The 24,356-nt window shown below is 59.0% G+C and carries 17 protein-coding genes; 12 read left to right on the forward strand and 5 right to left on the reverse strand.

The genetic code is table 11. The features are described from left to right. Positions 1 to 11 precede the first annotated feature (11 nt). The 7 genes from bamA to rnhB all read left to right on the forward strand — a co-directional run bounded on the left by bamA (position 12) and on the right by rnhB (position 7,233). Positions 12 to 2,489, forward strand: coding sequence for an outer membrane protein assembly factor BamA (bamA, locus tag HPT27_RS16805; RefSeq protein ID WP_172245933.1), 2,478 nt, complete (start codon positions 12 to 14; stop codon positions 2,487 to 2,489). 31 nt (positions 2,490 to 2,520) lie between these two features. Continuing rightward, entirely contained in the window at positions 2,521 to 3,027 is a 507-nt protein-coding gene (locus tag HPT27_RS16810) for an OmpH family outer membrane protein (protein ID WP_172245935.1), read from the forward strand. A gap of 6 nt (positions 3,028 to 3,033) precedes the next feature. Further along, entirely contained in the window at positions 3,034 to 4,068 is a 1,035-nt protein-coding gene (lpxD, locus tag HPT27_RS16815) for a UDP-3-O-(3-hydroxymyristoyl)glucosamine N-acyltransferase (protein ID WP_172245937.1), read from the forward strand. 22 nt (positions 4,069 to 4,090) lie between these two features. Further along, on the forward strand, positions 4,091 to 4,525 hold the full coding sequence (fabZ, locus tag HPT27_RS16820; RefSeq protein WP_172246403.1) for a 3-hydroxyacyl-ACP dehydratase FabZ: 435 nt from the start codon (positions 4,091 to 4,093) through the stop codon (positions 4,523 to 4,525). 98 nt (positions 4,526 to 4,623) lie between these two features. Beyond that, positions 4,624 to 5,400: an acyl-ACP--UDP-N-acetylglucosamine O-acyltransferase gene (gene lpxA / locus HPT27_RS16825; RefSeq protein ID WP_172246405.1), complete on the forward strand. Its 777-nt coding sequence runs from the start codon at positions 4,624 to 4,626 to the stop codon at positions 5,398 to 5,400. 67 nt (positions 5,401 to 5,467) lie between these two features. Continuing rightward, on the forward strand, positions 5,468 to 6,661 hold the full coding sequence (gene lpxB, locus HPT27_RS16830) for a lipid-A-disaccharide synthase (RefSeq protein ID WP_172245939.1): 1,194 nt from the start codon (positions 5,468 to 5,470) through the stop codon (positions 6,659 to 6,661). After that, a complete protein-coding gene (gene rnhB / locus HPT27_RS16835) occupies positions 6,658 to 7,233 on the forward strand; it encodes a ribonuclease HII (RefSeq protein WP_172245941.1) in 576 nt (191 codons plus the stop codon). The genes lpxB and rnhB overlap by 4 nt, the downstream gene beginning before the upstream one ends. Before the next feature lie 114 nt (positions 7,234 to 7,347). Here the strand turns inward: rnhB and HPT27_RS16840 are convergent, their stop codons facing one another. Further along, on the reverse strand, positions 7,348 to 8,412 hold the full coding sequence (locus tag HPT27_RS16840; RefSeq protein ID WP_172245943.1) for a trypsin-like serine protease: 1,065 nt from the start codon (positions 8,410 to 8,412) through the stop codon (positions 7,348 to 7,350). A 284-nt stretch (positions 8,413 to 8,696) separates the two neighbouring features. Between HPT27_RS16840 and dnaE the strand changes: the two genes are divergently transcribed. From dnaE to tilS, 4 genes are all read left to right on the forward strand, one after another. Then, positions 8,697 to 12,173, forward strand: coding sequence for a DNA polymerase III subunit alpha (gene dnaE / locus HPT27_RS16845; protein WP_172245945.1), 3,477 nt, complete (start codon positions 8,697 to 8,699; stop codon positions 12,171 to 12,173). Positions 12,174 to 12,289: 116 nt separating this feature from the next. Next, positions 12,290 to 13,957 carry a phosphoethanolamine transferase gene (locus tag HPT27_RS16850; RefSeq protein ID WP_172245947.1) on the forward strand — a complete coding sequence of 556 codons (1,668 nt, stop codon included), beginning with the start codon at positions 12,290 to 12,292 and terminating at the stop codon, positions 13,955 to 13,957. Positions 13,958 to 14,232: 275 nt separating this feature from the next. Next, on the forward strand, positions 14,233 to 15,195 hold the full coding sequence (accA, locus tag HPT27_RS16855; protein ID WP_172245949.1) for an acetyl-CoA carboxylase carboxyl transferase subunit alpha: 963 nt from the start codon (positions 14,233 to 14,235) through the stop codon (positions 15,193 to 15,195). Positions 15,196 to 15,225: 30 nt separating this feature from the next. Continuing rightward, positions 15,226 to 16,803: a tRNA lysidine(34) synthetase TilS gene (gene tilS / locus HPT27_RS16860; RefSeq protein WP_172245951.1), complete on the forward strand. Its 1,578-nt coding sequence runs from the start codon at positions 15,226 to 15,228 to the stop codon at positions 16,801 to 16,803. Here the strand turns inward: tilS and HPT27_RS16865 are convergent. The 4 genes from HPT27_RS16865 to HPT27_RS16880 all read right to left on the reverse strand — a co-directional run bounded on the left by HPT27_RS16865 (position 16,757) and on the right by HPT27_RS16880 (position 23,298). Beyond that, positions 16,757 to 19,453: a sensor domain-containing phosphodiesterase gene (locus HPT27_RS16865; RefSeq protein ID WP_172245953.1), complete on the reverse strand. Its 2,697-nt coding sequence runs from the start codon at positions 19,451 to 19,453 to the stop codon at positions 16,757 to 16,759. The two genes, tilS and HPT27_RS16865, sit on opposite strands and share 47 nt — an antisense overlap. Before the next feature lie 107 nt (positions 19,454 to 19,560). Next, the gene (locus HPT27_RS16870; RefSeq protein WP_172245954.1) at positions 19,561 to 20,715 is read right to left on the reverse strand and encodes a patatin-like phospholipase family protein; all 1,155 of its coding nucleotides are present in this window, start codon (positions 20,713 to 20,715) and stop codon (positions 19,561 to 19,563) included. 89 nt (positions 20,716 to 20,804) lie between these two features. Beyond that, positions 20,805 to 21,443: a transglycosylase SLT domain-containing protein gene (locus tag HPT27_RS16875; RefSeq protein WP_211198087.1), complete on the reverse strand. Its 639-nt coding sequence runs from the start codon at positions 21,441 to 21,443 to the stop codon at positions 20,805 to 20,807. Between the two features lie 127 nt (positions 21,444 to 21,570). Next, positions 21,571 to 23,298 (reverse strand): proline--tRNA ligase, encoded by a 1,728-nt coding sequence (locus tag HPT27_RS16880; RefSeq protein ID WP_172245958.1) that lies wholly within the window; start codon positions 23,296 to 23,298, stop codon positions 21,571 to 21,573. Between the two features lie 434 nt (positions 23,299 to 23,732). Between HPT27_RS16880 and HPT27_RS16885 the strand changes: the two genes are divergently transcribed. Continuing rightward, positions 23,733 to 24,023 carry an FmdB family zinc ribbon protein gene (locus HPT27_RS16885; RefSeq protein WP_172245960.1) on the forward strand — a complete coding sequence of 97 codons (291 nt, stop codon included), beginning with the start codon at positions 23,733 to 23,735 and terminating at the stop codon, positions 24,021 to 24,023. Positions 24,024 to 24,356: the final 333 nt, after the last annotated feature.

Below are 24,356 nucleotides of genomic sequence, written 5' to 3' on the forward strand. Positions count from 1 at the left end.
AATAGAACAACATGAAAATCCCGTTCAAGCGTTTGTCCCTGGCTGTTCTCCTGGCGCTCGGCGCCACCCGTGTTCTGGCAATCGAGCCTTTTGTCGTGCAGGACATCGAAGTCCGTGGCCTGCAGCGGGTTGAGCTCGGCACGTTCTTTACCTATTTGCCACTGCGCGTTGGTGAAACCATTGATGATACCCGGGTGCCGCAGATCATTCGGACGCTGTACAAGCAAGGCTCGTTCGAGTCGGTCAAGCTGGAGCGTGACGGCAACAAGCTGGTGGTGGTGATCGAGGAGCGGCCGACCATTTCCACCATCGTTTTTGATGGCAACAAGCAGATCAAAACCGAGCAATTGCTGGAAGGCTTGAAGCCGATGGGTTTCGCCAAGGGCGAAGTGCTCAACCCGTCGATGCTTGCCCAAATTGTCCAAGAACTCGAACAGCAGTATTTTTCGCACGGCAAATACAGCGTCCGCATTACCCACAAAGTGGTCAAGTTGCCACGCAACCGGGTCGATGTCCGCTTCAAAGTGGTCGAGGGCGATGCGGCCGTCATTGGCGCGATCAATATCGTCGGCAACCAGGTCTTTAGTGACGAAGAACTGTTGAAACAGTTTGAATTGACCACTGGTGGCTGGTTCAGTTTCTTCACTGATGACAATCAGTACGCCAAGGAAAAGCTCTCCGGCGATTTGGAGAAGCTGCGGTCGTATTATATGGATCGCGGCTATTTGAAGTTCCAGGTCAGTTCGACGCAAGTGGCCATTTCGCCGGACCGCCAGCAGATATACATCACCATCAACATCAATGAAGGTGAGCAGTACAAGATTAAAGACATCAAGTTTGTTGGTGATCTGATTGTTACGGAAGAGCAACTGCGTCAGATGTTGCCGGCCAAGAGCGGCGATATCTATTCGGCGGCGGCCTTTACCTTTGCCGAGACCAATATCAGCAAGCTGCTCGGGCTCTACGGCTATGCTTTTGCCAACGTGACAACGGCACCCACACCAGATGATCAAAACAAAGAAGTCGATGTTACCCTGATGATTCAACCGGGCAAGCGTACCTACGTTCGCCGGATCAGCTTCTCGGGCAACGAAACGACCAACGACCACGTGCTGCGCCGCGAAATGCGGATGATGGAAAGCGGACCGTTTTCGACCGACCTCGTTGACCGTTCCAAGACCTTGCTGGAGCGGCAACCGTTTATCGAAGAAGTGACCATCGAGACGCCCAAGGTTGAGGGCACGGACGATCAGGTCGATGTTGATGTCAAGGTCAAAGAACGCAATGCCGGGACATTCAATGCCGGTTTCGGTTACAGCGATTTTTATGGCCTGCAGTTCACCGCAGGTATCAGTCACGAGAACTTCCTGGGCAGCGGTAACAAGGTTGCGTTCAACCTTTCCAACAGCAAGGCCATCAAGAGTTACGACGTCAGCTTTACCGACCCCTATTTCACGGTTGATGGCGTCAGTCTCGGCACCCGTGTCTATTTCCGGGAGACCGATTACGGCGAGTTGAACCTGGTGGGTCAGGCGCTTGATTCGGTCGGCACCAAAGTGACGCTGGGCATACCGTACAGCGAGGTATCACGGTTCAGCATCGGTGTCGGTTTCCAGGACAGTACCTTCCAGACCGGTGGTGCCACCTCTGTGCTGCAGCTGCAGGAGTTTTTCCAGCGTGCCGACCAGGACATTTCGGTTGAGCCGGATTTCGATTATTCGTATTTGACGCTTGAGCTTGGCTGGTTACGAAACACCTTGAACCGGGGTATTTTCCCGGATCGCGGCACCTCGCAATCTTTTTCGGTTGAGGCCTCGGTGCCGAACTCCGATTTCCAGTTCTACAAAGCGCAGTATGACCTGCAGCATTACATTCAGATCACCGACGGATGGAGCTTTCTGGTCCGCGGCAATTTGGCCTATGGCGATGGTTACGGCGATGGCGTAGAGAACTACAAACTGCCGTACTTTGAAAATTTCTATGCCGGTGGTCAGGGAACCGTGCGTGGTTTTGAGCGGAATACCATCGGACCGCGCGAAATCATTCGGACTTCACGGACATCAGGTACGCCGCCGGGGACTGACCCGGGCGACATAGGGGTGCCTGTTGTGTTGCCGCCAGAGTTTGATCGGATCCAGGTGGGTACCCGGGGCGTTGGCGGTAATGCTCGTGCGCTTGCCGGCATGGAGCTGATCTTTCCGACGCCGTTTGCGGACGGCAATCGTTCAGTCCGTACCAGTCTGTTTGTCGATGCGGGCCATCTGTGGGATACCGAGTTTGACCGTACCCACTACAGCTTCCTGCAAACGGATGACTACGAAGCCATTCCGGATTACAGTGACTCGAGTCAGTTCCGGGTGTCGTATGGTTTGGCTTTGCAATGGCTGTCGCCGATGGGACCTATCGGTTTCCATTTCTCGCGTGCCTTGCGCAAGGAAGATGGCGACAACACCGAGAATTTCGGCTTCACCATCGGCCGCACCTTCTAATTAATCTGGGCTTTGTTTAGAGGACAACAACATGAAAAAATTTGCTGTATTGCTCGCTCTGGTGCCGGCACTGGCGATGGCCGAAGCATCCGCTGAGCTGAAAATTGCCGTTGTCGATATTCAGGAAGTGGCGGCCAAGTCGCCTCAGCGTGAAGCCATTGGCGAGAAGCTGAAGGCGGAGTTCAAAGACCGCATGGATGCATTGAAGAAGATGGATACCGAAATCCGTGCCCAAGCCGAAAAGGCCCAGAAGGATGCACCGACCATGACCGAGCAACAGAAGGTTGATGCGCAGCGGTCGTTGCAGTCCAAGGGTAGCGATCTGCAATTGAAAGATAAGGCGCTGAAAGAGGATTACCAGCGTCGCGGTGCGGAAGAGCAGCGGGTCCTGATGGGCAAAATCAGTCAAGCCATCAGCGCGGTTGCGGCCAAAGAAGGCGTGCAAATGGTGCTGACGCGCGATGCAGTGCCTTATGTCCAGCCGCAATTCGACATTACCGCCAAGGTCATTCAGGCCATGGGCACGCCCGGTAAATAATCGGCGATGAAGCTCGCGGAACTTGCGCAGCAACTACAGGCCCGGCTGGTTGGCGATGGTGACATCGACATCCGCCGGGTCGCTGATTTGCGCACGGCAGGAATCGGTGATATCAGTTTTCTGACCAGCAGTGAATACCGTGAACATCTGGCGGTTACCCGCGCCAGCGCGGTGATGCTGAAAGAAGCTGACCATGCTGGCTGCCCGGTCGCAGCTTTGGTGGTTGCCTCGCCGTACCTGGCCTATGCCAAAGTGGCCCAGTTGCTTGATCCGACGCCGCGACCTGCGGCGGGGATTCATCCCACCGCCGTGATATCACCGGAGGCTCAGCTCGCGAGCGATGTCTCGGTAGGTCCGAGTGCTGTGATCGAGCGTGGCTGCATTGTGGCGTCGGGTGCCATCATCGGCAGCCACTGTGTGCTCGGCGAGCAGGTGCAGCTCGGCGCAAACAGCCGGCTGTGGCCCGGGGTCGTGCTTTACCACGGTGTCCGATTGGGTGAGCGCTGCACGGTCCACAGCGGAACAGTGATTGGGTCTGATGGTTTTGGCTATGCTCAGGAAGCGGGGCAGTGGGTCAAGATTCCGCAGACCGGCACCGTTGTCTTGGGCGACGATGTTGAGATCGGCGCCAACTGCACCATCGACCGGGGCGCGCTGGGCGACACCGTCATCGCCAATGGCGTCAAGCTAGACAATCTGATTCATATCGCCCACAACGTGCAAATCGGTGCTCATTCGGCGATTGCCGGCTGTTCTGGCGTTGCTGGAAGTACTGTAATTGGCAAGCAGGTCACACTCGCTGGTCGGGTAAGCGTGCTCGGGCACCTGACAATTTGCGATAATGCCCATGTGACGGCTTGTTCGCTGGTCAATAAATCCATTACTGAACCCGGCGCCTATTCGTCGGGGACTACACTTCAGGACAACCGCAGTTGGCGCAAGAGCGCCGCCCGGTTTCACCAGCTTGATGATCTCGCCCGTCGCTTGCGGCGGCTGGAGAAGCAGCTTGGTGCGGGACTAGATGAGAATGACAATGACTGAGACCACGCCCTCATTAAATACGATGGATATCCACGATGTGCTGCAGCATCTGCCACACCGGTATCCATTTTTGCTGGTCGACAAAGTGCTCGACTACCAACCGAATCAGTATCTGGTCGGGGTCAAGAATGTCACCTTCAATGAGCCGTGCTTCACCGGCCATTTCCCGCACCGCCCGGTATTTCCGGGTGTGTTGATCCTGGAAGCGATGGCGCAGTGCACCGGCATACTGGCGTTCAAAAGCACCAATGAAATGCCGAACGATCATTCGGCGTATTATTTTGTCGGTATTGATGGCGCGCGGTTCCGCGATCCGGTCGAGCCGGGTGATCAGTTGGTCATGCGGGTCGAAGTGCGCAAACAAAAGCGTGGCATCTGGGTGTTCGGCGCCACGGCGACAGTGGACGGCAAGGTCGTCTGTGAAGCCGAATTGATGTGCACCAAAAAAGAATTCTGATCACGACAACGTATGCGTGTTCAGGCCTGGGATGGCAAGCTTGGCGCCAGGATGGTCCGGAACGCCTGTGATAGTGGCGTCAACACATTGAAGGAATGCTGAGCGTGATTCATCCGAGCGCAATCGTCCATCCGGGCGCCCGATTGGCGCCCGATGTCGAAGTCGGCCCCTACAGCATCATCGGCGAGCACGTTGAAATCGGCAGCGGTACCGTGATCGGGCCGCATGTCGTGATCAACGGTCATACCCGCATCGGTCAGCACAACCAGTTCTACCAATTTTCGTCCATTGGCGAAGCCAATCAAGACAAGAAATACAAAGGCGAACCGACCCGCACGGTAATCGGTGATCACAACGTCTTTCGTGAATGTTGCACGGTACACCGCGGCACCACCCAAGACCGGCATGAGACCACGATTGGCAATCACAATCTGTTCATGGCCTATGTTCACGTTGCCCACGATTGTCTGGTTGGCAATCACTGTATTCTGGCCAACAACGCCACGCTGGCTGGTCATGTCCATATCGGTGATTGGGCGATCCTGGGCGGCTTTACCGCGGTGCATCAGTTCTGCCACATTGGTGCCCATGCCTTCCTCGGCATGAAGTCGGGTTTGCAAAAAGATGTGCCGCCGTTTGTCATGGCCGAAGGTTTTCATGCCGAACCACGCGGCATCAATAGCGAAGGGCTGAAGCGCCGCGGTTTCACGGCCGAGCAGATTTTGCTGATCAAGCGCGCCTACAAGATCATTTACCGGCAGGGCTTGACCGTTGAACAGGCGCTGGCGCCACTGCAAGAACTGGTGGCCGAGTTTGATGGTATTCGCGTGCTGACCGATTTCATCGCCAACTCCAGCCGCGGCATTATTCGCTGATCGATCAACTGCTGCGCTGATCGCTCTGATCGGCGCCTTTCCTCCGGCTGACACGATGACCGCTCGCATGACTGAGTCTTCCCTTGCTGTGCCCAGCACCGACACGCCAGTGCGGGTTGCCATTGTCGCGGGCGAAGCGTCGGGCGATATTCTTGGCGAGGCACTGCTGAAAGCGCTGCGGGAGCGGCTTCCGCAGCTGCAAGCCGAGGGCATTGCCGGTCCACGTATGCAAGCGCAGCACTGCCACAGCCGCTATCCGATGGAGCGCCTGTCGGTGATGGGGATTCTGGCCATCCTCAAGCGCCTGCCGGAATTGCTGTCGGTACGAAAACAACTGGTGCGTCACTGGTTGCAGCAGCGACCGGATGTTTTTATCGGTATCGATGCGCCGGAGTTCAATCTGGGTCTCGAAGAGCAGCTACGCGCCGGTGGCGTGACCACGGTGCATTTTGTCAGCCCGTCGGTTTGGGCCTGGCGGAAGAAGCGCATTTTTACCATCCAGCGTGCCGTCGATTTGATGCTGACGCTGTTTCCATTCGAACAAGCGATTTATCGCGAGCACGGTGTTGGCGTGGCTCACGTGGGCCACCCGCTTGCCGATCAAATCGCGCTCGACAATGAGCCTGGCTCGGCCCGTGCGGCCTTGGCGATTCCGGACGAGGCGCGCGTGCTGGCTGTCTTGCCGGGCAGTCGCGGCAGTGAGCTGAAGTTTCTGTCCGAGCCGTTTATCCGGGCGATGCAATTGCTGCAGCAGCGTGATGCGACGCTGCACTTTCTGGTTCCTTGCGCGACACCGGCACGACGAGCGCAATTTTCTGCTGCGCTGCAAGCGGCCGGCGGAGTCAGCAACCTGCATCTGCTCGATGGTCAATCGCAAACCGCAATGATTGCCGCGGATGCCATTTTGTTGGCGTCTGGCACTGCTACGCTGGAGGCCATGCTGATCAAGCGGCCGATGGTGGTGGCGTACAAAGTTTCCGGTTTCAGCTACGCCATTTACAAACGGCTGCTGACCATCGGCCGTTTCGCCTTGCCGAATCTGCTGTCCGGTCGCGATTTGGTGCCTGAATTGATGCAGGATGATTGCACGGCTGAAAAGCTGGCGGACGCGATGTGGCAGCAACTCTCGCTGTCGGCGGCCGAACGCGCGGCGCTGCTCGCTGAATTTCGTCGTCTGCATGAGGAACTGCGTGGCAACGCGGGCGCCCGTGCGGCTGAGGCCATCATTGCTTTGCTGCTGCAGAAGGGCCGGTTGCCATGAGCATTATTTTGATTGCCGGTGTTGATGAAGTGGGTCGTGGCCCGCTGGCGGGACCGGTCGTGACGGCGGCGGTGATCCTCGATCCGAACAAACCGATTGCCGGCCTGGCGGACTCGAAAAAGCTCAGTGAAAAAAAGCGTGAATTACTGGTGCCGGAAATCGAAGCCAAAGCTCTGGCTTTTGCCTACGGTCGCGCTGAAGTGGAAGAGATTGATCAGCTCAATATCCTGCAGGCCAGTTTGCTCGCCATGCGCCGGGCTGTGCTTGCATTGCCAATCGTACCGCAGGAGGTTTGGGTCGATGGCAACAAGGCCCCGGATTTGCCGATGAAGGTGCTGACCTTCATCAAGGGCGATGCCACGGTTGCCGCCATCAGCGCTGCATCAATTCTGGCCAAAGTGGCTCGTGATCGAGAAATGCTGCAGTGGCACGAACAGTATCCGCAGTATGGTTTTGCTGGCCACAAAGGCTATCCGACCGCTGCCCATGTTGAAGCGCTGCGTGTCCATGGCGTAACGCCCATTCATCGGCGCAGTTTTGCCCCGGTGCAGGCGAGCCTGCAGCTGGTTTGAAGACGGTTTACTGAAGACCGCGAACAGAAAATTGTAATCTGAAATCCGTTTAGATTAGCTACAAAAAAACGGCGAGGTCTCCCTCGCCGTTTTCTTTTTGTCGTGGTCGCGTGCTTATTTGCGACGACGCATCATGCCAAATCCGAGCAGGCCAAAACCCATCAGTGCCAACGCTTCCGGTGCCGGCACAGCGTGTGCCGAGATCCAGTCGTAATGGTAGGCAACGGAAGTGTCGACGGCGCCTTCGCCCCATGACGAGTTCAGTGCGCGACCGCGGGTGGTGCAGTTGGCATCAAACAGGCGGCAGCCGAGGGTAAAGCCGTACGAGGTCAAGCCTGCCAGTTGGCCGTTGACCAACACGGTGCCGCCCGAATCACCAGGGGCCGAATTGACTTCCATGCCGGTGGCGCCATGAACGTAAGCGGTGTTGCCGCCATCGTAGTTCAGGAACAGATTGCCCCAGAGATCATTGGCGCTGTTGAACGGATTGTCGAAATCCGACGTCAGCACCTGGCCGCCTTCGCAGTTGTAGCCGAGCATGTAGCAGAGCGCGTAGTTGTCGCTGTCGAAATGGTTGCTACCGAATACGCGCAGCAGGTTGCCGTCAGCGCCGGTGATGCCACCGTATTGGGCGCCAACGTCACCCCAACCGAAGCCACCGTAGCCAACGCGGGTGTAGTCCTGGCCAATGGCATCGCCGGTGTACAGGTCGTAACGGTTGGCCCAGGTGGGGGCTGCAGTGTGCAGCGTGATGATGGCGACGTCATTACCGTTGCCGGCGTAATCAAAGGTCCAGCCTTCATGCACGGCGACGCCGGCAAAGCCGATGTCGACACTGCCATTCGGGCCGTCGAACTGAATGCTGTCATTGGCGAAGCTCGGCAGCACGTTGCCGGCGTCATCGGTGACGCAGTGGGCGGCGGTCAGGATGTGCCGACCCGAGGCCAGCAGACTGCCGGTGCAGTAGCGGCTGCCGTTGCTTTGCAACTGGACGGTGCCGGTGTACTGATCATGGCCCAGATCAAGATAAGGCAGGGCACCGGCGATGCCGGTGCTGGACGGCGCGCCGACGACAACCAGCGGCTCCAGTTCGGCGGTTGAGGTATCCACCAAACCGGCGTGGGCACTGCCCGCGACAGCCAGCGCGAGGCCAGCCAATTGATACGACGAAAACTTCATGACATCTCCTTGAGTCGTTGCCTGGTTATTGCTGTTCAGGTCTTGGGTTTTCAGGCGCCGTTCAAGAGCAATGTACAGGCCAAGGTAGCAAAGGCTTATTTTTAAAGACATTCGAGCTATAAGAACTGATACAAAGCGATACCATGTAAAAAGTGCTGACAGCTGGCGTGGAATATGGCCCGGCCATGGCCGGCACAAAACATTCACCGCCGGCTGGCCTGTCAAGCGTTCCCCTTCGGCCTGCTGCCCCCTAGAATGCGCCCTCAGTCCGTAAGGGAGTTGTCATGAGTCAGTTCGTCCATTTGCGGGTGCACACCGAGTTTTCCATGGTCGATGGATTGCTCCGTACGGACGAGGTGGTCAAGGCCTGCGCCGGTGCCGGCATGGCAGCGGTCGCGCTGACCGATCAGAACAATCTCTGTGGTCTGGTCAAGTTCTACAAGGCGGCGCAATCCGCCGGTGTCAAACCGTTGATTGGTGCCGACATCTGGCTGAAAAGTGAGCGCATGGGCAACGAGTTGTTTCGTGCCGTGCTGTTGGCCCAGAGCAATGACGGTTACAAGAACCTGACCCGGCTGATTTCCCGTGCCTACACCGAAGGCCAGCAGCGCGGCGTGCCGGTGATCGAGCAGCAATGGCTGTTCGATGCCAACGATGGCCTGATCGTGCTGTCGGGCGGTCGCGAAGGCGATGTCGGCAAGCTCCTGCTGGCGAACCAGCCAGCGCTTGCTGCCGAAAGTCTGGCCGCCTGGAAAACCCATTTTCCGCAGCGTTTCTATCTGGAAGTGCAGCGCACCGGCCGCGACGGTGAAGAAAGCTATCTGCACAAAGTGGTGGCACTGGCCGACGGTTCGCAAACGCCGGTGGTCGCGACCAACGATGTCCGCTTTCTCAAAGCCGATGATTTCGAAGCGCATGAGGTGCGGGTTTGCATCAATCAGGGCCGAGTGCTCGATGATCCGCGCCGGCCGCGCGAGTATTCGGCGCAACAATACCTGCGCACGCCAGCCGAAATGGCCGAGCTGTTCAGCGACTTGCCCGAGGCCATTGAAAACACCGTCGAGATCGCCAAGCGCTGCAATGTGACCTTGCAGCTCGGCAAATATTTTTTGCCGGAATTTCCGGTGCCGGATGGCTTCACCATCACCGATTTCTTTGCCCATGCCGCCCGTGAAGGCCTGCAGCAGCGTCTGAACACGGTGCTCACCTATGTCGACACCGGCGAGAAGCGTAAGCAGTATGCCGACCGGCTGGAAATCGAAATCGGCGTAATCAGCAAGATGGGCTTCGAAGGCTACTTCCTGATCGTCGCCGACTTCATCAAATGGGGCAAAAGCAATGGCGTACCGGTCGGCCCCGGCCGGGGTTCCGGTGCCGGTTCGCTGGTTGCGTATTCACTTGGGATTACCGATCTGGATCCGCTGCCTTACGACTTGCTGTTCGAGCGCTTCCTGAATCCGGAGCGGGTGTCGATGCCCGACTTCGACGTCGACTTCTGCATGGAAGGACGCGATCGGGTGATCGACTACGTGGCGCAGAAATACGGTCGCCATGCGGTGTCGCAAATCATCACCTTCGGCACCATGGCGGCGAAAGCGGTGGTCCGCGACGTCGGTCGCGTCATGGGCCAACCCTATGGCATGGTCGACAAGATCGCCAAACTGATTCCGCTCGAACTGGAAATGACGCTGGACAAGGCGTTTGCCCAGGAAGAAGAGCTGCGCAAGCGTTACGAAAACGAAGAAGACGTGCGCGCCATCTGGGACATGGCACTGAAACTCGAAGGTCTGACCCGTAACGCGGGCAAACACGCCGGTGGTGTCGTGATCGCGCCCAGCGATTTGACCGATTTTGCCCCGCTGTATTGCGACGAAGCCGGTCAGGGCCTGGTGGTGCAATTCGACAAGGACGATATCGAACAGGCGGGCCTCGTCAAGTTCGACTTTCTCGGTCTGAAAACGCTGACGGTGGTGGATTGGGCCGTGCAGATGATCAACGAGCGGCGAGCGCGAACGGGCGAAGCGCCGGTCCAGATCGAGCATATCCCACTGACTGACAGCAAAGTCTTTGAGCTCTTGAAAGCAGCCAATACCGGTGCGGTGTTCCAGCTGGAATCGACCGGCATGCGCAAGCTCATTGCCAAGCTGAAACCGAGCCGGTTCGAAGACATCGTCGCGCTGGTGGCGCTGTACCGTCCGGGTCCGCTTGAGTCCGGCATGGTCGATGACTTTATCAAACGGAAACACGGAGAAGAGCCCGTTGCGTATCCGCATCCGGACTATCAGCATGAATGGCTGAAGCCGGTATTGGAGCCCACCTACGGCATCATTCTGTATCAAGAGCAGGTCATGCAGATTGCCCAGGTGCTCGGCGGCTACTCGCTCGGCGGCGCCGACTTGTTGCGCCGGGCAATGGGCAAGAAAAAGCCGGAAGAAATGGCCAAGCAGCGCGAGTTCTTTCAGGACGGCGCGGCCAAGCAGGGCATCGATGCCGATCTGGCGGCGCAGATTTTTGATTTGATGGAAAAATTCGCCGGTTACGGTTTCAACAAATCGCACTCGGCCGCATACGCGCTGGTGTCGTACCAAACGGCGTGGCTGAAGACGCATTACCCGGCCGAGTTTTTTGCCGCGACCATGTCGGCCGACATGCACAACACCGACAAGGTGGTCGGCCTGATTGACGACGCCACCGGCAACGGCATGCGAATCGTGCCGCCGGATGTCAATCACTCGCAGTTCAAGTTCACCGTTGGCGATGCCCGCACCGTCATTTATGGCATCGGCGCGATTCGCGGAGTCGGTGAAAACGCTGTAGAAAACATTATTGTCGAGCGCGAAACCAACGGTGCTTATCAGCACTTGTTTGATTTTTGCGCCCGGGTGGATCTGCGCAAGGTGAACCGGCGAGTGCTGGAAGCGCTGATCAATGCCGGCGCCATGGACAAGCTTGGCCCGAGCCGGGCAGTGATGCTGGCCTCGCTCGATGAAGCGATCAAGGCGGCCGAGCAGGCCGGCCGGGACAAGCAAAGCGGCCAGAATGATTTGTTCGGCGGCGGCTTTGGCGCTGCCAGCGCGGTTGCCGAACCGTTGCCGCCCAACTGGGTTCAGGTGCATTCGACCAGTGAAGAAGATCAGCTGCGGCTGGAAAAGGAAACACTGGGCCTGTATCTGACCGGCCACCCGATTGACCGCTATCTTGGCGAGCTGAAAAATTTCTGTTCCGTGCGGCTCAGTGAAGTGGCACCGACCCGGCGCGGCGAAAATGTCACCGTTGCCGGTTTGCTGATCGGCATTCGGGTGATGCAGAACAAGTCCGGCGCGCGCTGGGCCATTCTGACCCTGGATGACAAAAGCGGTCGGCTGGAAGCCAAAATTTTTTCCGAGCTGTACGAAAAGCACAAACATCAGCTGGTTGAGGACAAGGTGCTGGTACTCGAAGGCGAAGTGTACGAAGACGAGTACCTCGGTCGACCCTCAATGACTGTGCGCGGCTTGCTTGATATCGCCGAGGCCCGCGCCCGCTATGCCCGTCGGCTGGAGCTGGGCTTGAATGGCTCGCGGCTGTCGCCAGACCGACTGATCAGCTTGCTGCGCGATTTCGGCCCCGGCAGTTTTCCGGTGTTGGCCGAGTATCGCAATGGCGAGGCCAGCGTCCGGGTCGTGCTCGGAGACGATTGCAAGGTCTTGCCTCGCGATGAGTTGCTACAACGGTTAAAGCAGTTAGACGGTTGCGAGCGAGTGGAAGTGGTTTATCACTGAAACGGCTGCCGGTTTTTGCAGGTGAACCATCGCTGTTAAGCTTATGCCAAACTTTCCCGCGCTATGCTGGTGGCAAGCGAGGCTGCATCTGAGCCCCATTGGAAATTTGAGCTGCCATGACTGTAATGACTAGCAAACCAAGTATTCGCACCGTCTGGAACCGTCTGCAGTTCTCTCTATCTGTGACCGGCGTCAGCTTGTTTGCCGCCGCGTTCATGGCGGTCGTTGGCAATGCCGCGCTGTGGCAATCGGTGCTGACGCTGATGCCCTTGTCTTTTGCCAATTTCGGCTTCCTGCTGGCCGAGGCGGTTTTTCTGTTGGCGACCATCCATCTGTTTATCGCGCCGTTTGCGCTGCGCTGGCTGCTGAAGCCGGTACTGATCGTGCTGTTTTTCTCGACCGCATCAGCTGCTTATTTCATGGATGCCTACGGCACCATCATTGACAGCTCGATGATCCAGAATGTGGTCGAAACCGATGTCAAGGAAGCGACCGAGCTGCTGACCCTCCGGCTGGTCGTGTATCTGCTGCTGTTCGGTTTGCTGCCATCACTGCTGCTGCTGCGCACGACCATCCGTTTTCCGACCCTGGCCAAGGCGCTACTCGGTCGAGTCATTGCCATCGTGCTGACTGTGGCGGCCATCGCGGGAGCCATCGCCAGTCATTACAAGGATTTCTCCCTGATCGGGCGCGAGCACAAAGAGCTGCGCATGTTGATGAATCCGGTCTATCCGATTTACGCGGTGGGACAATTCCTGTTTGCCAGCGAAGCCGGGCCGGCCGTCATCGAGAAAATTGGCGAGGATGCGACGCGAGCCCGCGCCGCATCGGGTCACGAGCGCAAGATGCTGGTGTTTTTTGTCGTCGGTGAAACCGCCCGCGCGGCCAATTTTTCACTCAATGGCTATGACCGCGAAACCAATCCGGAATTGGCCACGCTGCCGCTGCTGAATTTCAAGACGACCTATTCCTGTGGCACCACGACCGCGATTTCGGTTCGCTGCATGTTCTCCAATCTGGGCCGGGACAATTTCAATCGCGACAAGGCGGATGCCCGCGAAGGTGTGCTCGATGTGCTGCAACGGGCCGGCGTTGCCGTGCTCTGGCGCGACAACAATTCCGGTTGCAAGGGCGCTTGTGATCGGGTTGCCAACGAGGCGCTGGATACCTTGCAGTTGCCGGAGCTTTGTCACGACGGCGAGTGCTTCGATGACGTGTTGCTGCACCAACTGCAGGACAAGCTCGATGCCGCGACCACTGACACCTTCATCGTCATGCACCAGAAAGGCAGTCACGGCCCGGCCTACTACAAACGGACGCCGGCGGAGTTCAAACGCTTCCTGCCCGAATGCACTGATGCCAATGTCCAGAACTGCGATCGGCAGAGCATCATCAATGCCTATGACAATACCCTGCTGTACACCGATCACATTCTGGCCAGCCTGATTGCAGTACTGCAGAAAAATGCCGCGAACTTCGACACGGCTTTTGTCTATGTCTCGGATCACGGCGAGTCGCTCGGGGAAAACAATCTGTATCTGCACGGCTTTCCCTACGCCATTGCGCCGGAAGAGCAGAAGCGGGTACCGCTGCTGATGTGGTTCTCGCCGGGCATTGAAAGCCGGTTGGGCCTGGACCGGGCCTGCCTGCAGAAGCGGGCCGAGCAACCCGCCTCGCACGACAACCTGTTCCATTCCTTCCTGGGTCTGTTCGATGTGCGGACCAGCGTCTACAAGGCCGAGCTGGATCTGTTCGCCGGCTGCCGGACGTCACCCGTACCATAAGCCGGTTGGCGACCGCCGCTGGTGGTGGCGGTGGCTCAGGGCTCGGATCCGTGTCGACAACGAGGTCCTGGCCCGTGCAATTTGCCTGCAGACGGGGCGACCGGCGCCGGTTTCGGTGCCGAATCTGCCGCCAAATTGAGCAAAACCCGGCCAATTCTGCGCCAGATGTGACCGAAACGGCGGCCAGACCGGTGGTCAGATGGTTCCCCCGGACGGCCGCTGGTAGACTACGCGCCTTGTCCGCCAGGTGGCGGGGCCGGATGATCTGATCTGCCATGAGCCTTAACTTTCTCGACTTCGAAAAGCCGATTGCCGAACTGGAAGCCCGTATTGAGGAGCTGCGCCAGCTGGGTGACGACGGCGAAATCAATATCAGCGAAGAAATCGACCGTCTGCGCAAAAAGAGCGTGCAGCTGACCAAGCAGGTGTTCGCCAACCTCGATGCCTGGCAGATCGCCCAAATGGCGCGCCATCCGCAGCGGCCCTACACGCTCGATTACCTGAACGAATTGTTCACCGACTTCGACGAATTCTGCGGCGACCGCGCGTTTGCCAACGATCCGTCCATTGTCGGCGGTACCGCGCGTCTGGCTGGTCGGCCGGTGATGGTGATTGGCCACCAGAAAGGCCGCGACACCAAGGAAAAAATCCGCCGCAATTTCGGTATGCCGCGGCCGGAAGGCTATCGCAAGGCATTGCGGCTGATGCAGCTGGCGGAAAAATTCAAGCTGCCGATCATCACCTTCATCGACACCCCCGGCGCCTACCCGGGCGTGGGTGCCGAAGAGCGCGGCCAATCGGAAGCGATTGCCCGCAACCTGAAAGTGATGTCGGAATTGAAAGTGCCGGTGGTCTGCACCGTGATCGGTGAAGGCGGTTCCGGCGGTGCGCTGGCCATCGGTGTCGGTGATCGGGTCAACATGCTGCAATATTCAACCTACTCGGTGATTTCGCCGGAAGGTTGCGCCTCGATTTTGTGGCGCAGCGCCGAAAAAGCGCCGGAAGCGGCTGCGGCGATGGGCATTACCGCCAAACGCTTGAAAGAGCTGAAGTTAATCGACGCCATCGTCGAAGAGCCACTGGGCGGCGCCCATCGCGAACCGCGCAAAATGGCGCAGACGCTGGCCGAACAACTGCTCGGCGATCTGGCGGCGCTCGACAAGTTGTCGGAAGGGGAATTGTTGAGCCAGCGTTACCAGCGTCTGATGAGCTTCGGCGTTTTTGCTGAGGCGTCGTAAAACCGCGCGCGCTAAAACGGAAGCAGGAACATGAACAACGCCCCGGCTGATGCCTTCGCTTCAGCGCTCGGGGCGTTGTTGTTTCCGGCCTCGGCAACACCGGCCGCCGCGGCATCAATCGTCGCCAGTTCTGCCGCGACAGAGTCTGTCATTACTAAGTCGGCTTTTACTGAATCCGCATTTACTGAACCATCGCCCCGACCCACCGCACTCGTTGTCGCACTCAGCGGCGGCTGTGACTCCATTGTCTTGCTGCAATTGGCTTGGGCCTATGCGCGCCGGCATGAGCTGCCGCTGCGCGCCATTCACGTCAATCATCAGCTGCAGGCCGCGGCAGCCGATTTTGCCCGTCATTGCGAACAGCGTTGCCATGCCTTGCATGTGCCACTGCAGATGTTGACGGTCGAGGTCGTGCGCACCGATAAGGGCCTGGAAGCCGATGCCCGTGCCGCTCGCTATGACGCGTTCGCGCAGTCGCTGCAGGCAGGTGAAGTTCTGCTGCTCGGCCACCATGCCGACGATCAACTGGAAACCCTGATGTTGCAGTTGCTGCGTGGCGCTGGCCCGCATGGTCTGGCCGGCATGCCGGTGCAGGCGCGCTGCGGCGCCGGCTGCTTGTATCGGCCGTTGCTGACGGTGCGCCGCGCGGCCATTCGCGAACTCGCCGCGCAACAGCAATGGCCATGGATTGAGGACCCGAGCAACGCCGATCACAGGCTGGCGCGCAACCGCTTGCGTGCCGAGCTGATGCCAGTCTTGCTGGCGCAGCGTGAGGGTGCTGCCGAGGTGCTGCTGCGCGCGGTGCAATGGCAAGCGGAAAGCGCCACATTGCTGTCGGATCTGGCTGCGCTGGATGCGCGCGCTGTGCAATATCCGAATGGCAATCTGTCGCGCCAGCGGTTGCTGACTTTGGCGCCGGCACGTCAAGCCAATCTGCTGCGTGGCTGGCTGCAACAGCAGCAGTTGTCAGCGCCGAATGCCGACAAGCTGCACAGTTTTCTTAGCCAGTTGCCAACCGCATCGGAGCGGATCCAGCTGCGCTGGGGCGAACACGAGTTGCGCATGGCGGCGGATCAGATTGTCGCGCTGCCGGCGTTACCGATGCCGTCGACCGCGGAATTGGCTTGGCAGGCAGGCGATGCGTTTGCGCAATCGGATGCGCTCGTGCTGCCGATTGGTTTGGGGGTGTTGCGCTGGCAATTGCTGTCTTCACAGCCGCCGTTGCCGATACCGGATCAGACTGAATCCGCACCGGCATTGCCGGCACTGATGTTACGGGCACCGCGCACCGATGAGCGCGTCACTGTGCGTTGGCAAACGCCGGGTTTGAAAGTGGCGCTGCACCGGCGCGCTGGTCGCCGTGAACTGAAAGATATTTTTCAGGAACAACGGGTGCCAGCCTGGTTGCGGCCGTACTGGCCCAAACTCTTTTATAACGACGAGCTGGTGGCCTTTCCCGGTTTGCTGATTACTGAGGCTGGCTGGCCGTCAGATAGCCAGTCACAAGAAAGCCAGCCAACATATTCAATGTCCGGTCAATTGCAATTGCAGGGGCCGCTGTTCACGCTGGCCGCGCGGCTGCAAACGCCGGATGCGGCGCCCCGCTGAGCAGGGCGCCGGCCTGTTCGGCCGGCATCGGCGCACCAAACAAGTAACCCTGACCAAACTCGAAGTTCATCGCCTGCAGCAATTGCAACTGGGCGCTGGTTTCGACGCCTTCTGCAACCAGTTTCAAACCGAGATTGCTGGCCAGCAGCCGGACCCCGCTCAGCAGCTGCAGACTTTTCTGGTTGCTGCTGATCTGCTGAACAAACGAGCGATCGATTTTGACGGTGTTGAGCGGAAACTGGTGCAGATAATTCAGTGACGAGTAGCCGGTGCCGAAGTCATCGAGCAGAATCTCGATGTGCATTTCCTGCAACCGCTGCAGGAAATGCTGGGCCATATCAAAATGCTGAATCAACAGGCTCTCGGTGATTTCCAGCTTCAGGGCCTGCGCTGGCAACTCACTCTCATCGAGAATGTCGTGCACGTGGCTGAGAAAATCGCGCTGCGCCAGTTGCCGTCCCGACAGATTGACGCTGATCGACAGTTCGGTGCCGGTTTGTTGTCGCCAGGCATGTAGCTGGGTGGTGGCATCACGCAGCACCTGCAAGCCCAGATCGTTGATGAGGCCGGTTTCTTCTGCAACCGGAATGAACAATGCCGGTGACAACAGACCTAGCTCCGGATGCTGCCAGCGCGCCAGTGCTTCAAAACCATGAATGCTCTGGCTCAGCAAATCGTAAATGGGTTGGTAATAGACCACGATTTCACCGCGGCCAATGGCGTGGCGCAAATCGGCTTCCAGCTTCAACCGGTTCAGCGCATCCTGGTGCAGGCTCTTGTCAAAGAAGCAATAACGGTTTTTGCCTTGCGCCTTGGCCTGGTACATCGCAGCGTCGGCGTCGCGAATGACCGCGTCAGCCGCGTTGTAACCGACCTGGCTGGTAGTGATGCCGATGCTGGTGCTGGTGTAGAGCCGCTGGCCTTCGAGCAGGTAAGGGGCGGCGATACTGCTCAGAATGCGCTTGGCGATTACCTCGATGTCGGCAATGGTCTGGATGTCGTCGAGCAAAATGCAGAACTCGTCACCGCCGAGCCGGGCGACGGTATCGCCGGCGCGAACGCATTGTTCCAGCCGGTGCGAGACTTCACACAGCAACTTGTCGCCACTCAGATGACCAAGGCTGTCATTGATGATTTTGAACCGATCCAAATCCAGAAACAGCAGGGCATAGCTGAGCTTCTTGCGGCGCAAATTGCGTTGGATAGTGTGACCGAGGCGCTCGTGCAGCAGCGCCCGGTTCGGCAACCCCGTTAGCACGTCATGATGGGCATCGTGCGCCAGCTTTTCATTGATGACCTTGCGCTGTTCCAGCAAGTGTTCCAGCACGCTGTTGGTGTTGGCGAGTGCCTGGGTGCGTTCGGCGATGCGCCGCTCCAGCTCATCGTTGATGGTCTTCAATTCATGATGGGCGGTGCGCAGCGAGTCGGCATCCTGCCGGCGTTGCAAGGCCGTTGCTACATGCGAGGCGACAAACTCCAGCAGATCGGCGTCCTTGGCGGTAAAACGCGCGGACGGATCGTGACTTTGGACAACAATGGCACCGCGCGCCACGCCATCCATGATGAGCGGCACCCCGAGCCAGGCGGCCGGCCCTTTGCCGGCGTCATAAAGCGCCGGTTGGCGCGGCTTCATCTCGGCAGCGGTCAGTATCAGCGGCTTCTGCGTGCGCAGCACTTCGGCAGTAAAAAGTGAGGAGTCATGCATGTCATCCGCGGTCAGCGTGATCACTCCGGGATTTTGCAGGTATTTGTCGACCAGATATGGCAAGGTCAATTCGCTGCGCACCGGATCGTACAGCGCGATGAAAAAATCGCGGGCATTGATTAGCTGGTTGACGATGGTGTGCACCGAGGCATAGAAGCTGTCGAGCGCGGTTGCCGTCTGGCTCTGTTCGGCAATTTCGTAGCAGGCTTCGCGCACCTGCTCGCTGCGCTGGCGCTCCAGCACCTGTTGCTGCAGCTCATCCAGCGTTTGTCGCAACTCGTGGGTGCGCTCTTCGACCTTTGCTTCCAGCGCCCGGTTGCTGTCCGCGAGGCGTTCATCGGCCTGTTTGCGCTGCACGGCAGTCGCGACATGGCCGGAAATGAACATCAGCAACTTGCGATCGCTTTGCCGATAACGCCGGTTGCGATCATAGCTCTGTACAACCATGGCACCGAGCGTGCGATTGCCGACCTTGAGCGGGCAGCCGAGCCATTCAATGCAGTCCGAACCGACATGGCCGATTTCACCGGATGCGTGCAGCGCTTCCATGACCGTCTCATCGGCGAACACCGGTTTGCCCAGGCGAAGCACATAGCCGGTCAGCGTGCCGTGCAACTGCGAGATGGGCACGTTCTGCATGGCGTCCTGATAGCTCTGATCGAGCGAGTCGACCATGTAGGCGAGGCTGAACGTTGAGGCGTCAGCGTCATACAGCGCGATGAAGAAATTTTCGGCGTACATCAGCTGGCGCATGATGTCATGCAGCGACTGGAAGAATTGCGCCATCGGACTGTCGGCGGCGGTGATATCGGCAATGCGGTACAGCGCGGCTTGCAACTGCGCCGAGTAGCGTCGGCGGTCGGCGATGCGCTCCAGCCGTTCGGCCCGGCGACGGACCGTCACCAGTTCCTGGCGAAGCTGTTCGAGCTCGTTGTTGTCGGTCATTGTTTTTGGGTCTGCGAGTCGGGAAAAAGGTGTTGGCTGGGGGGCCTTCGTTTTGGCGTCCTGACCACGCCATCCTTCTGCCGCGTCCTGCGCAGGAGACGCTGAATTCAGCCGGGTTCGACCGGCTCGAAGAAGCGCAGGATGTCATCGCGCTGGCGCATGCCGTCTTCGTAACCCAGCTTGATCAGCTCCTGGGTATAACCGGATTCGAATAGCAGATAGGACAGGATGGTTGAACCGGCGCGGCCGCTGATCCCGACCCGGCGGAAGAAGAAACGGGCCGTGCGTGGCAACTCGCGGGCAAACTTGCCGGACAGCGCCGACAAATCTTCGCTCGGCGAAATCACCAGCGTCTCGACCGGTTTCAGATTGATGCCATTGGCGGCACGGACATCGGCCGGAATTTTCGAAATGGTGTTGTTGATCCGCTGCAGCCGTTCGAGATCGCTGTCGAGCGAATCGATGAACACGCTGTCGAGCACATGACCGGCAATTTCGGCCAGCGTCGGATAATTTTTGGCGACCACCCGGCCACGGCTTTCATCGCGCACCGGGTCCACCCCGACCACCATGACCCGGCTCGCGCCCAGATGCAGGGCCGGGCTGATTGGCGCCAGAAAACGCACGGCGCCGTCACCAAAATATTCGCGATTGATTTTGACTGCCGGAAAGACCAACGGAATGGCGCTCGATGCCATCAGGTGTTGCAGCTGCAGGCGGGTGCGGGCGCCGGCGCGGCGATAGCGGCGCCAGGTTTCCAACTCGGAATGGCCTTCAAAGAAGCTGACCGACTCGCCGGAGTTGTAACCGGAGCAGGTGACCGATACCGCGTACAAGTGGCCGGCGTTGATGGCCGGAGCAATCTCCTGAAACGGCACCACCTTGCTGAGCAGATCACGCAGCGGCGTGTTGTCGAGCAGGCTCAGCGCCGGTACGGTTCGCTGCCGGCCGCGCAGTACCGCGCCCATCCAGCGCAAGGAATTGGCGCTCATGCCGAGAAAATCAGAACGGTAGATATGGTCGGCGTGAAAGTTGGCCCAGACATGTTCCAGCCGGCGCATGCCGATCCGAAACCGGGAGGCGTAACAGGCCAGCACGCTGGCATTGATGGCACCGGCCGAGGTGCCGCAGATAATCGGAAACGGAACGGTCTTGTGGTCGGGCAACAATTCGCTGACTGCTTTCAGCACGCCCACCTGATAGGCGGCCCGGGCGCCACCGCCGGTGAGCACCAAGGCTGTACGATTGGCTTGTTGCGTCATGTTGTTCTGATTTTCCTGAGCCTATGACTAGTGTAGCTGGCGTTGGCAGAACAACAGATCGGATGCGCGGAAAAGCGTGGTGGCTTGACTCAGGGCTGACGTGCGGTGGTTTGTATCGCGGCGGTGCCGGCGGCCAGCGGCGCGCTGACTTTGTGACCTCCGGCGGTGGTGACGGTGCGGCGGTCCTGCACGACAAACCAGTGATTGTAAAACGCGTCCAGCACCCGGCTCGGGTACCAGCCCTGGCCATAGGAGCCGTTGTAACGCGCCAGCGCCGGCGCCAAGCGTTCCCGTTCCTTGGCCAGATAAATTTTCAGGATGGCGCAGCCATAGCGCAGGTTGGTGTCGATATCGAACAGGTTGTCGGTCGGTTCGCCGATTTCCTCGCGCCAGAATGGCATCACCTGCATCAGGCCGCGGGCCCCGGCTTTGGAAATGGCAAAGCGATCAAAGCGGCTCTCGACATCAATGACCGACAGCACCAATTGCGGGTTCAGGCCAAACTCGGTCGCGATGGCATGAACCCGACGCAGCACATGCAGCCGTTCGGTATCGGGAATTTTTGGTGCCCGTTTGTTGAGTCGGCCGGTCATGTCGACCAGCCAGACCTGGGCTTCGTATTTGTCGCTGAAATTATGTTGTTCGGTCAGCGCGGTTTTGATCTGCGCCCGCACCTCGTCGCTCGGACGTTCCTGCTGACCGGCCAGCACCGGCAACGGCATGGCCATGGCAGCGGCCAGCAGCAGACCAGCGACACGGCTGACTACACGGCCGACCCTGCGGCAGCGCGATAAGCGCGACCGCATGGCAGCGGCGGGCACCCGGTTAGCGGGTGCTCGATAACCGGGATCCCGGTTACGGGGCCAGTGCGGTTTTGAGCTGGGCAACAACGCCATCAAGCGCGACATGCTGGGGCTCTTTCTCACGACGGGACTTCAGTTCGACCTTGCCTTCGGCCAGGCCGCGCTCACCAATGACGATACGGTAGGGAATGCCGAGCAGGTCGGCGTCGGCAAACATCACGCCGGCGCGTTCGTTACGGTCATCAAACACCACCTCGATGCCGGCATTCTGCAGCTCCGAGTATAGTTTGTCCGCGGCCGCGCGCACGGTTTCGGAACGGCCGAGGTTCATCGGTGCCAGCACCACCTGCCACGGCGCCAAGGCCACCGGCCAGACGATACCGTTATCGTCGTAGTGCTGCTCAATGGCGGCGGCAACGATGCGCGAGACACCAATGCCGTAACAGCCCATCGGCATCACCACTTGCTTGCCCTGCTCATCGAGCACGGTCGCTTTCATGGCGGCGGAATAGCGGGTGCCCAGCGCGAAGATATGGCCGACTTCGATCCCGCGCTTGATGGTCAGCGTGCCTTTGCCATCCGGCGCAGCATCGCCTTCAACCACGTTGCGGAAATCGCCGACGCTGTGGATGACGGCGTCACGCTCCCAGTTGCTGCCGGTGTAGTGGTAATCCGAATCGTTGGCGCCGCTGATGAAATCGGCGAGCACTGCTGCCTCGCGATCGACCAGGACCGGAATCGTCAGTCCGGAGGGACCAATCGAGCCCGGCTCGCAGCCGAGTTTTTCCTTGATCAGTGCATCCGGTGCCAGCTCGACATCGGCGCCGAGCAGCGGATGCTTGGCGCATTTGATCAGGTTCAGTTCGTGATCGCCGCGCAGGCAGACGGCAACCAGATGGCGGCCTTCGCCTTCGCCGGTGGCTGCGCCTAGCAAAACCATCGTTTTCACGGTTTGTTTGGCATCGACCTTGAAGAACGCTGCCACGTCGCTGATCGATTTGACGTTCGGGGTGTGCACGCGGGTCAGCGCCTGCGTTGCGGCCGGACGGGTTTGCGTCGGTGCCAGCGCGCTGGCGAGCTCGACGTTGGCGGCGTAATCGCTGGCCGACGAAAACGCAATCGCATCTTCACCGCTCGATGCCAGCACATGGAATTCATGCGAGGCGTTGCCGCCAATGGCGCCGGTGTCGGCCTGCACGGCGCGGAAGTCGAGGCCCAACCGGCGGAAAATTGCCGAGTAGGTTTGGTACATCAAATCGTAAGTCTGTTTCAGCGACTCATCGTTGACGTGGAAGGAGTAGGCATCCTTCATCAGGAATTCGCGCGCGCGCATGACGCCAAAACGCGGCCGCACTTCGTCACGGAATTTGGTCTGGATCTGATACAGGTTCAGTGGCAATTGCTTGTAGCTGCGCACTTCGTTGCGCACCAGATCGGTGATCACTTCTTCATGGGTCGGGCCGAGCAGGAAGTCGCCTTGCTTGCGGTCTTTGATCCGCAGCAGTTCCGGGCCGAACTTGGCCCAGCGGCCGGATTCCACCCACAGCTCGGCCGGTTGCACCACCGGCATCAGCACTTCAATCGCGCCCGACTTATTCATTTCCTCGCGGACGATGTTCTCTACCTTGCGCAGTACCCGCAGCCCGGTCGGCAGCCAGTTGTACAGGCCGGAGGCGAGCTTGCGGATAAGGCCGGCGCGCAGCATCAGCTGGTGGCTGATGAGCTCGGCATCGTTCGGGGTTTCACGCAGAGTGCAAAGCGGGTACTGGGACAGGCGCATGGTGGGGGATGAGGTCCGTGGTGGTTATTGTCCGCCGGCGAGGCCGAGGGGCATTGTCAGGAGAATAGCCGGCGATTCTAGCAAGGCGGGCAGGCCGAGGGCAGGTTTGCTGCGCCGCTTTGCGCGTTCTGGCGACTGCGATGGCCGATCCGGCTTGCGCCTGGGTGAAAAAGGCGGATTGGGAACGGTTGAATGCTCGACAAGGTGCCTGACCACGACATCACCGTTCGGGCTGGTAACGGGCGGCAAACGCGATCGCCGATGCCGCGACCGGCAAAATACCGACCGCCGCGCCATCTGAGCACTTTTCATCCATTCCCCACCCCTTTAGAATCCGCGCCCCGACCCCACCTGAAGGGGCAGGCACCGTTGTTGACCAACCGTTCCTGAAACGGGTTCTGGGAAAACAGGTTCTGAGATTAAGAGGTTCTGCCATGCCGATTTATGAGTACCGTTGCACCAGCTGTGGCCACGAACTGGAAAAGCTGCAGAAAATGTCGGATCCGGAACTGACCGATTGCCCGGCCTGCACCACGCCGAACCTGAAGAAGCTGATTTCGGCAGCAGGATTCCAGCTCAAAGGCAATGGCTGGTACGCCACCGACTTCAAGGGCGCGCCGAAAAAGGCCGCCGGCGCCGAAACGGACAAGCCGGCAGCGGCCGGCGGTTGCGGTGCGCCTGCCTGCGCAACGGCCTGTGCGGGCGGTAGCGACAGCGTCAACTGAGTCGCTGGCGACACATTCGCCTGACCCGGCGTAACGTAAAAAAAGAGCGGCCTTTGCAGTCGCTCTTTTTTTTGCGGCGACTTTTTTGGCGGGGGTAAGGTCGGTGACGACAGATGCCATGGCCGCAGGTGCGGGAAATTTCTGCCCCGAAGACGTGTTCCGTTGAGGCTGGCTGCAGTGAGCCTGGCTTCGGCAACTGGAGGCTGAAAGCCGCGCGGGACATCACCGGGCCCGACCTGAATACGAATTCAGCGGCCGGGGATATGAATCTCATGCATATCAGCGCATAAAGTTTCGCTATACCCCTTCATTTAAACAGGAATTCTTGCTATT

It is taken from the genome of Permianibacter fluminis (assembly GCF_013179735.1).
Classification (GTDB): domain Bacteria; phylum Pseudomonadota; class Gammaproteobacteria; order Enterobacterales; family Permianibacteraceae; genus Permianibacter; species Permianibacter fluminis.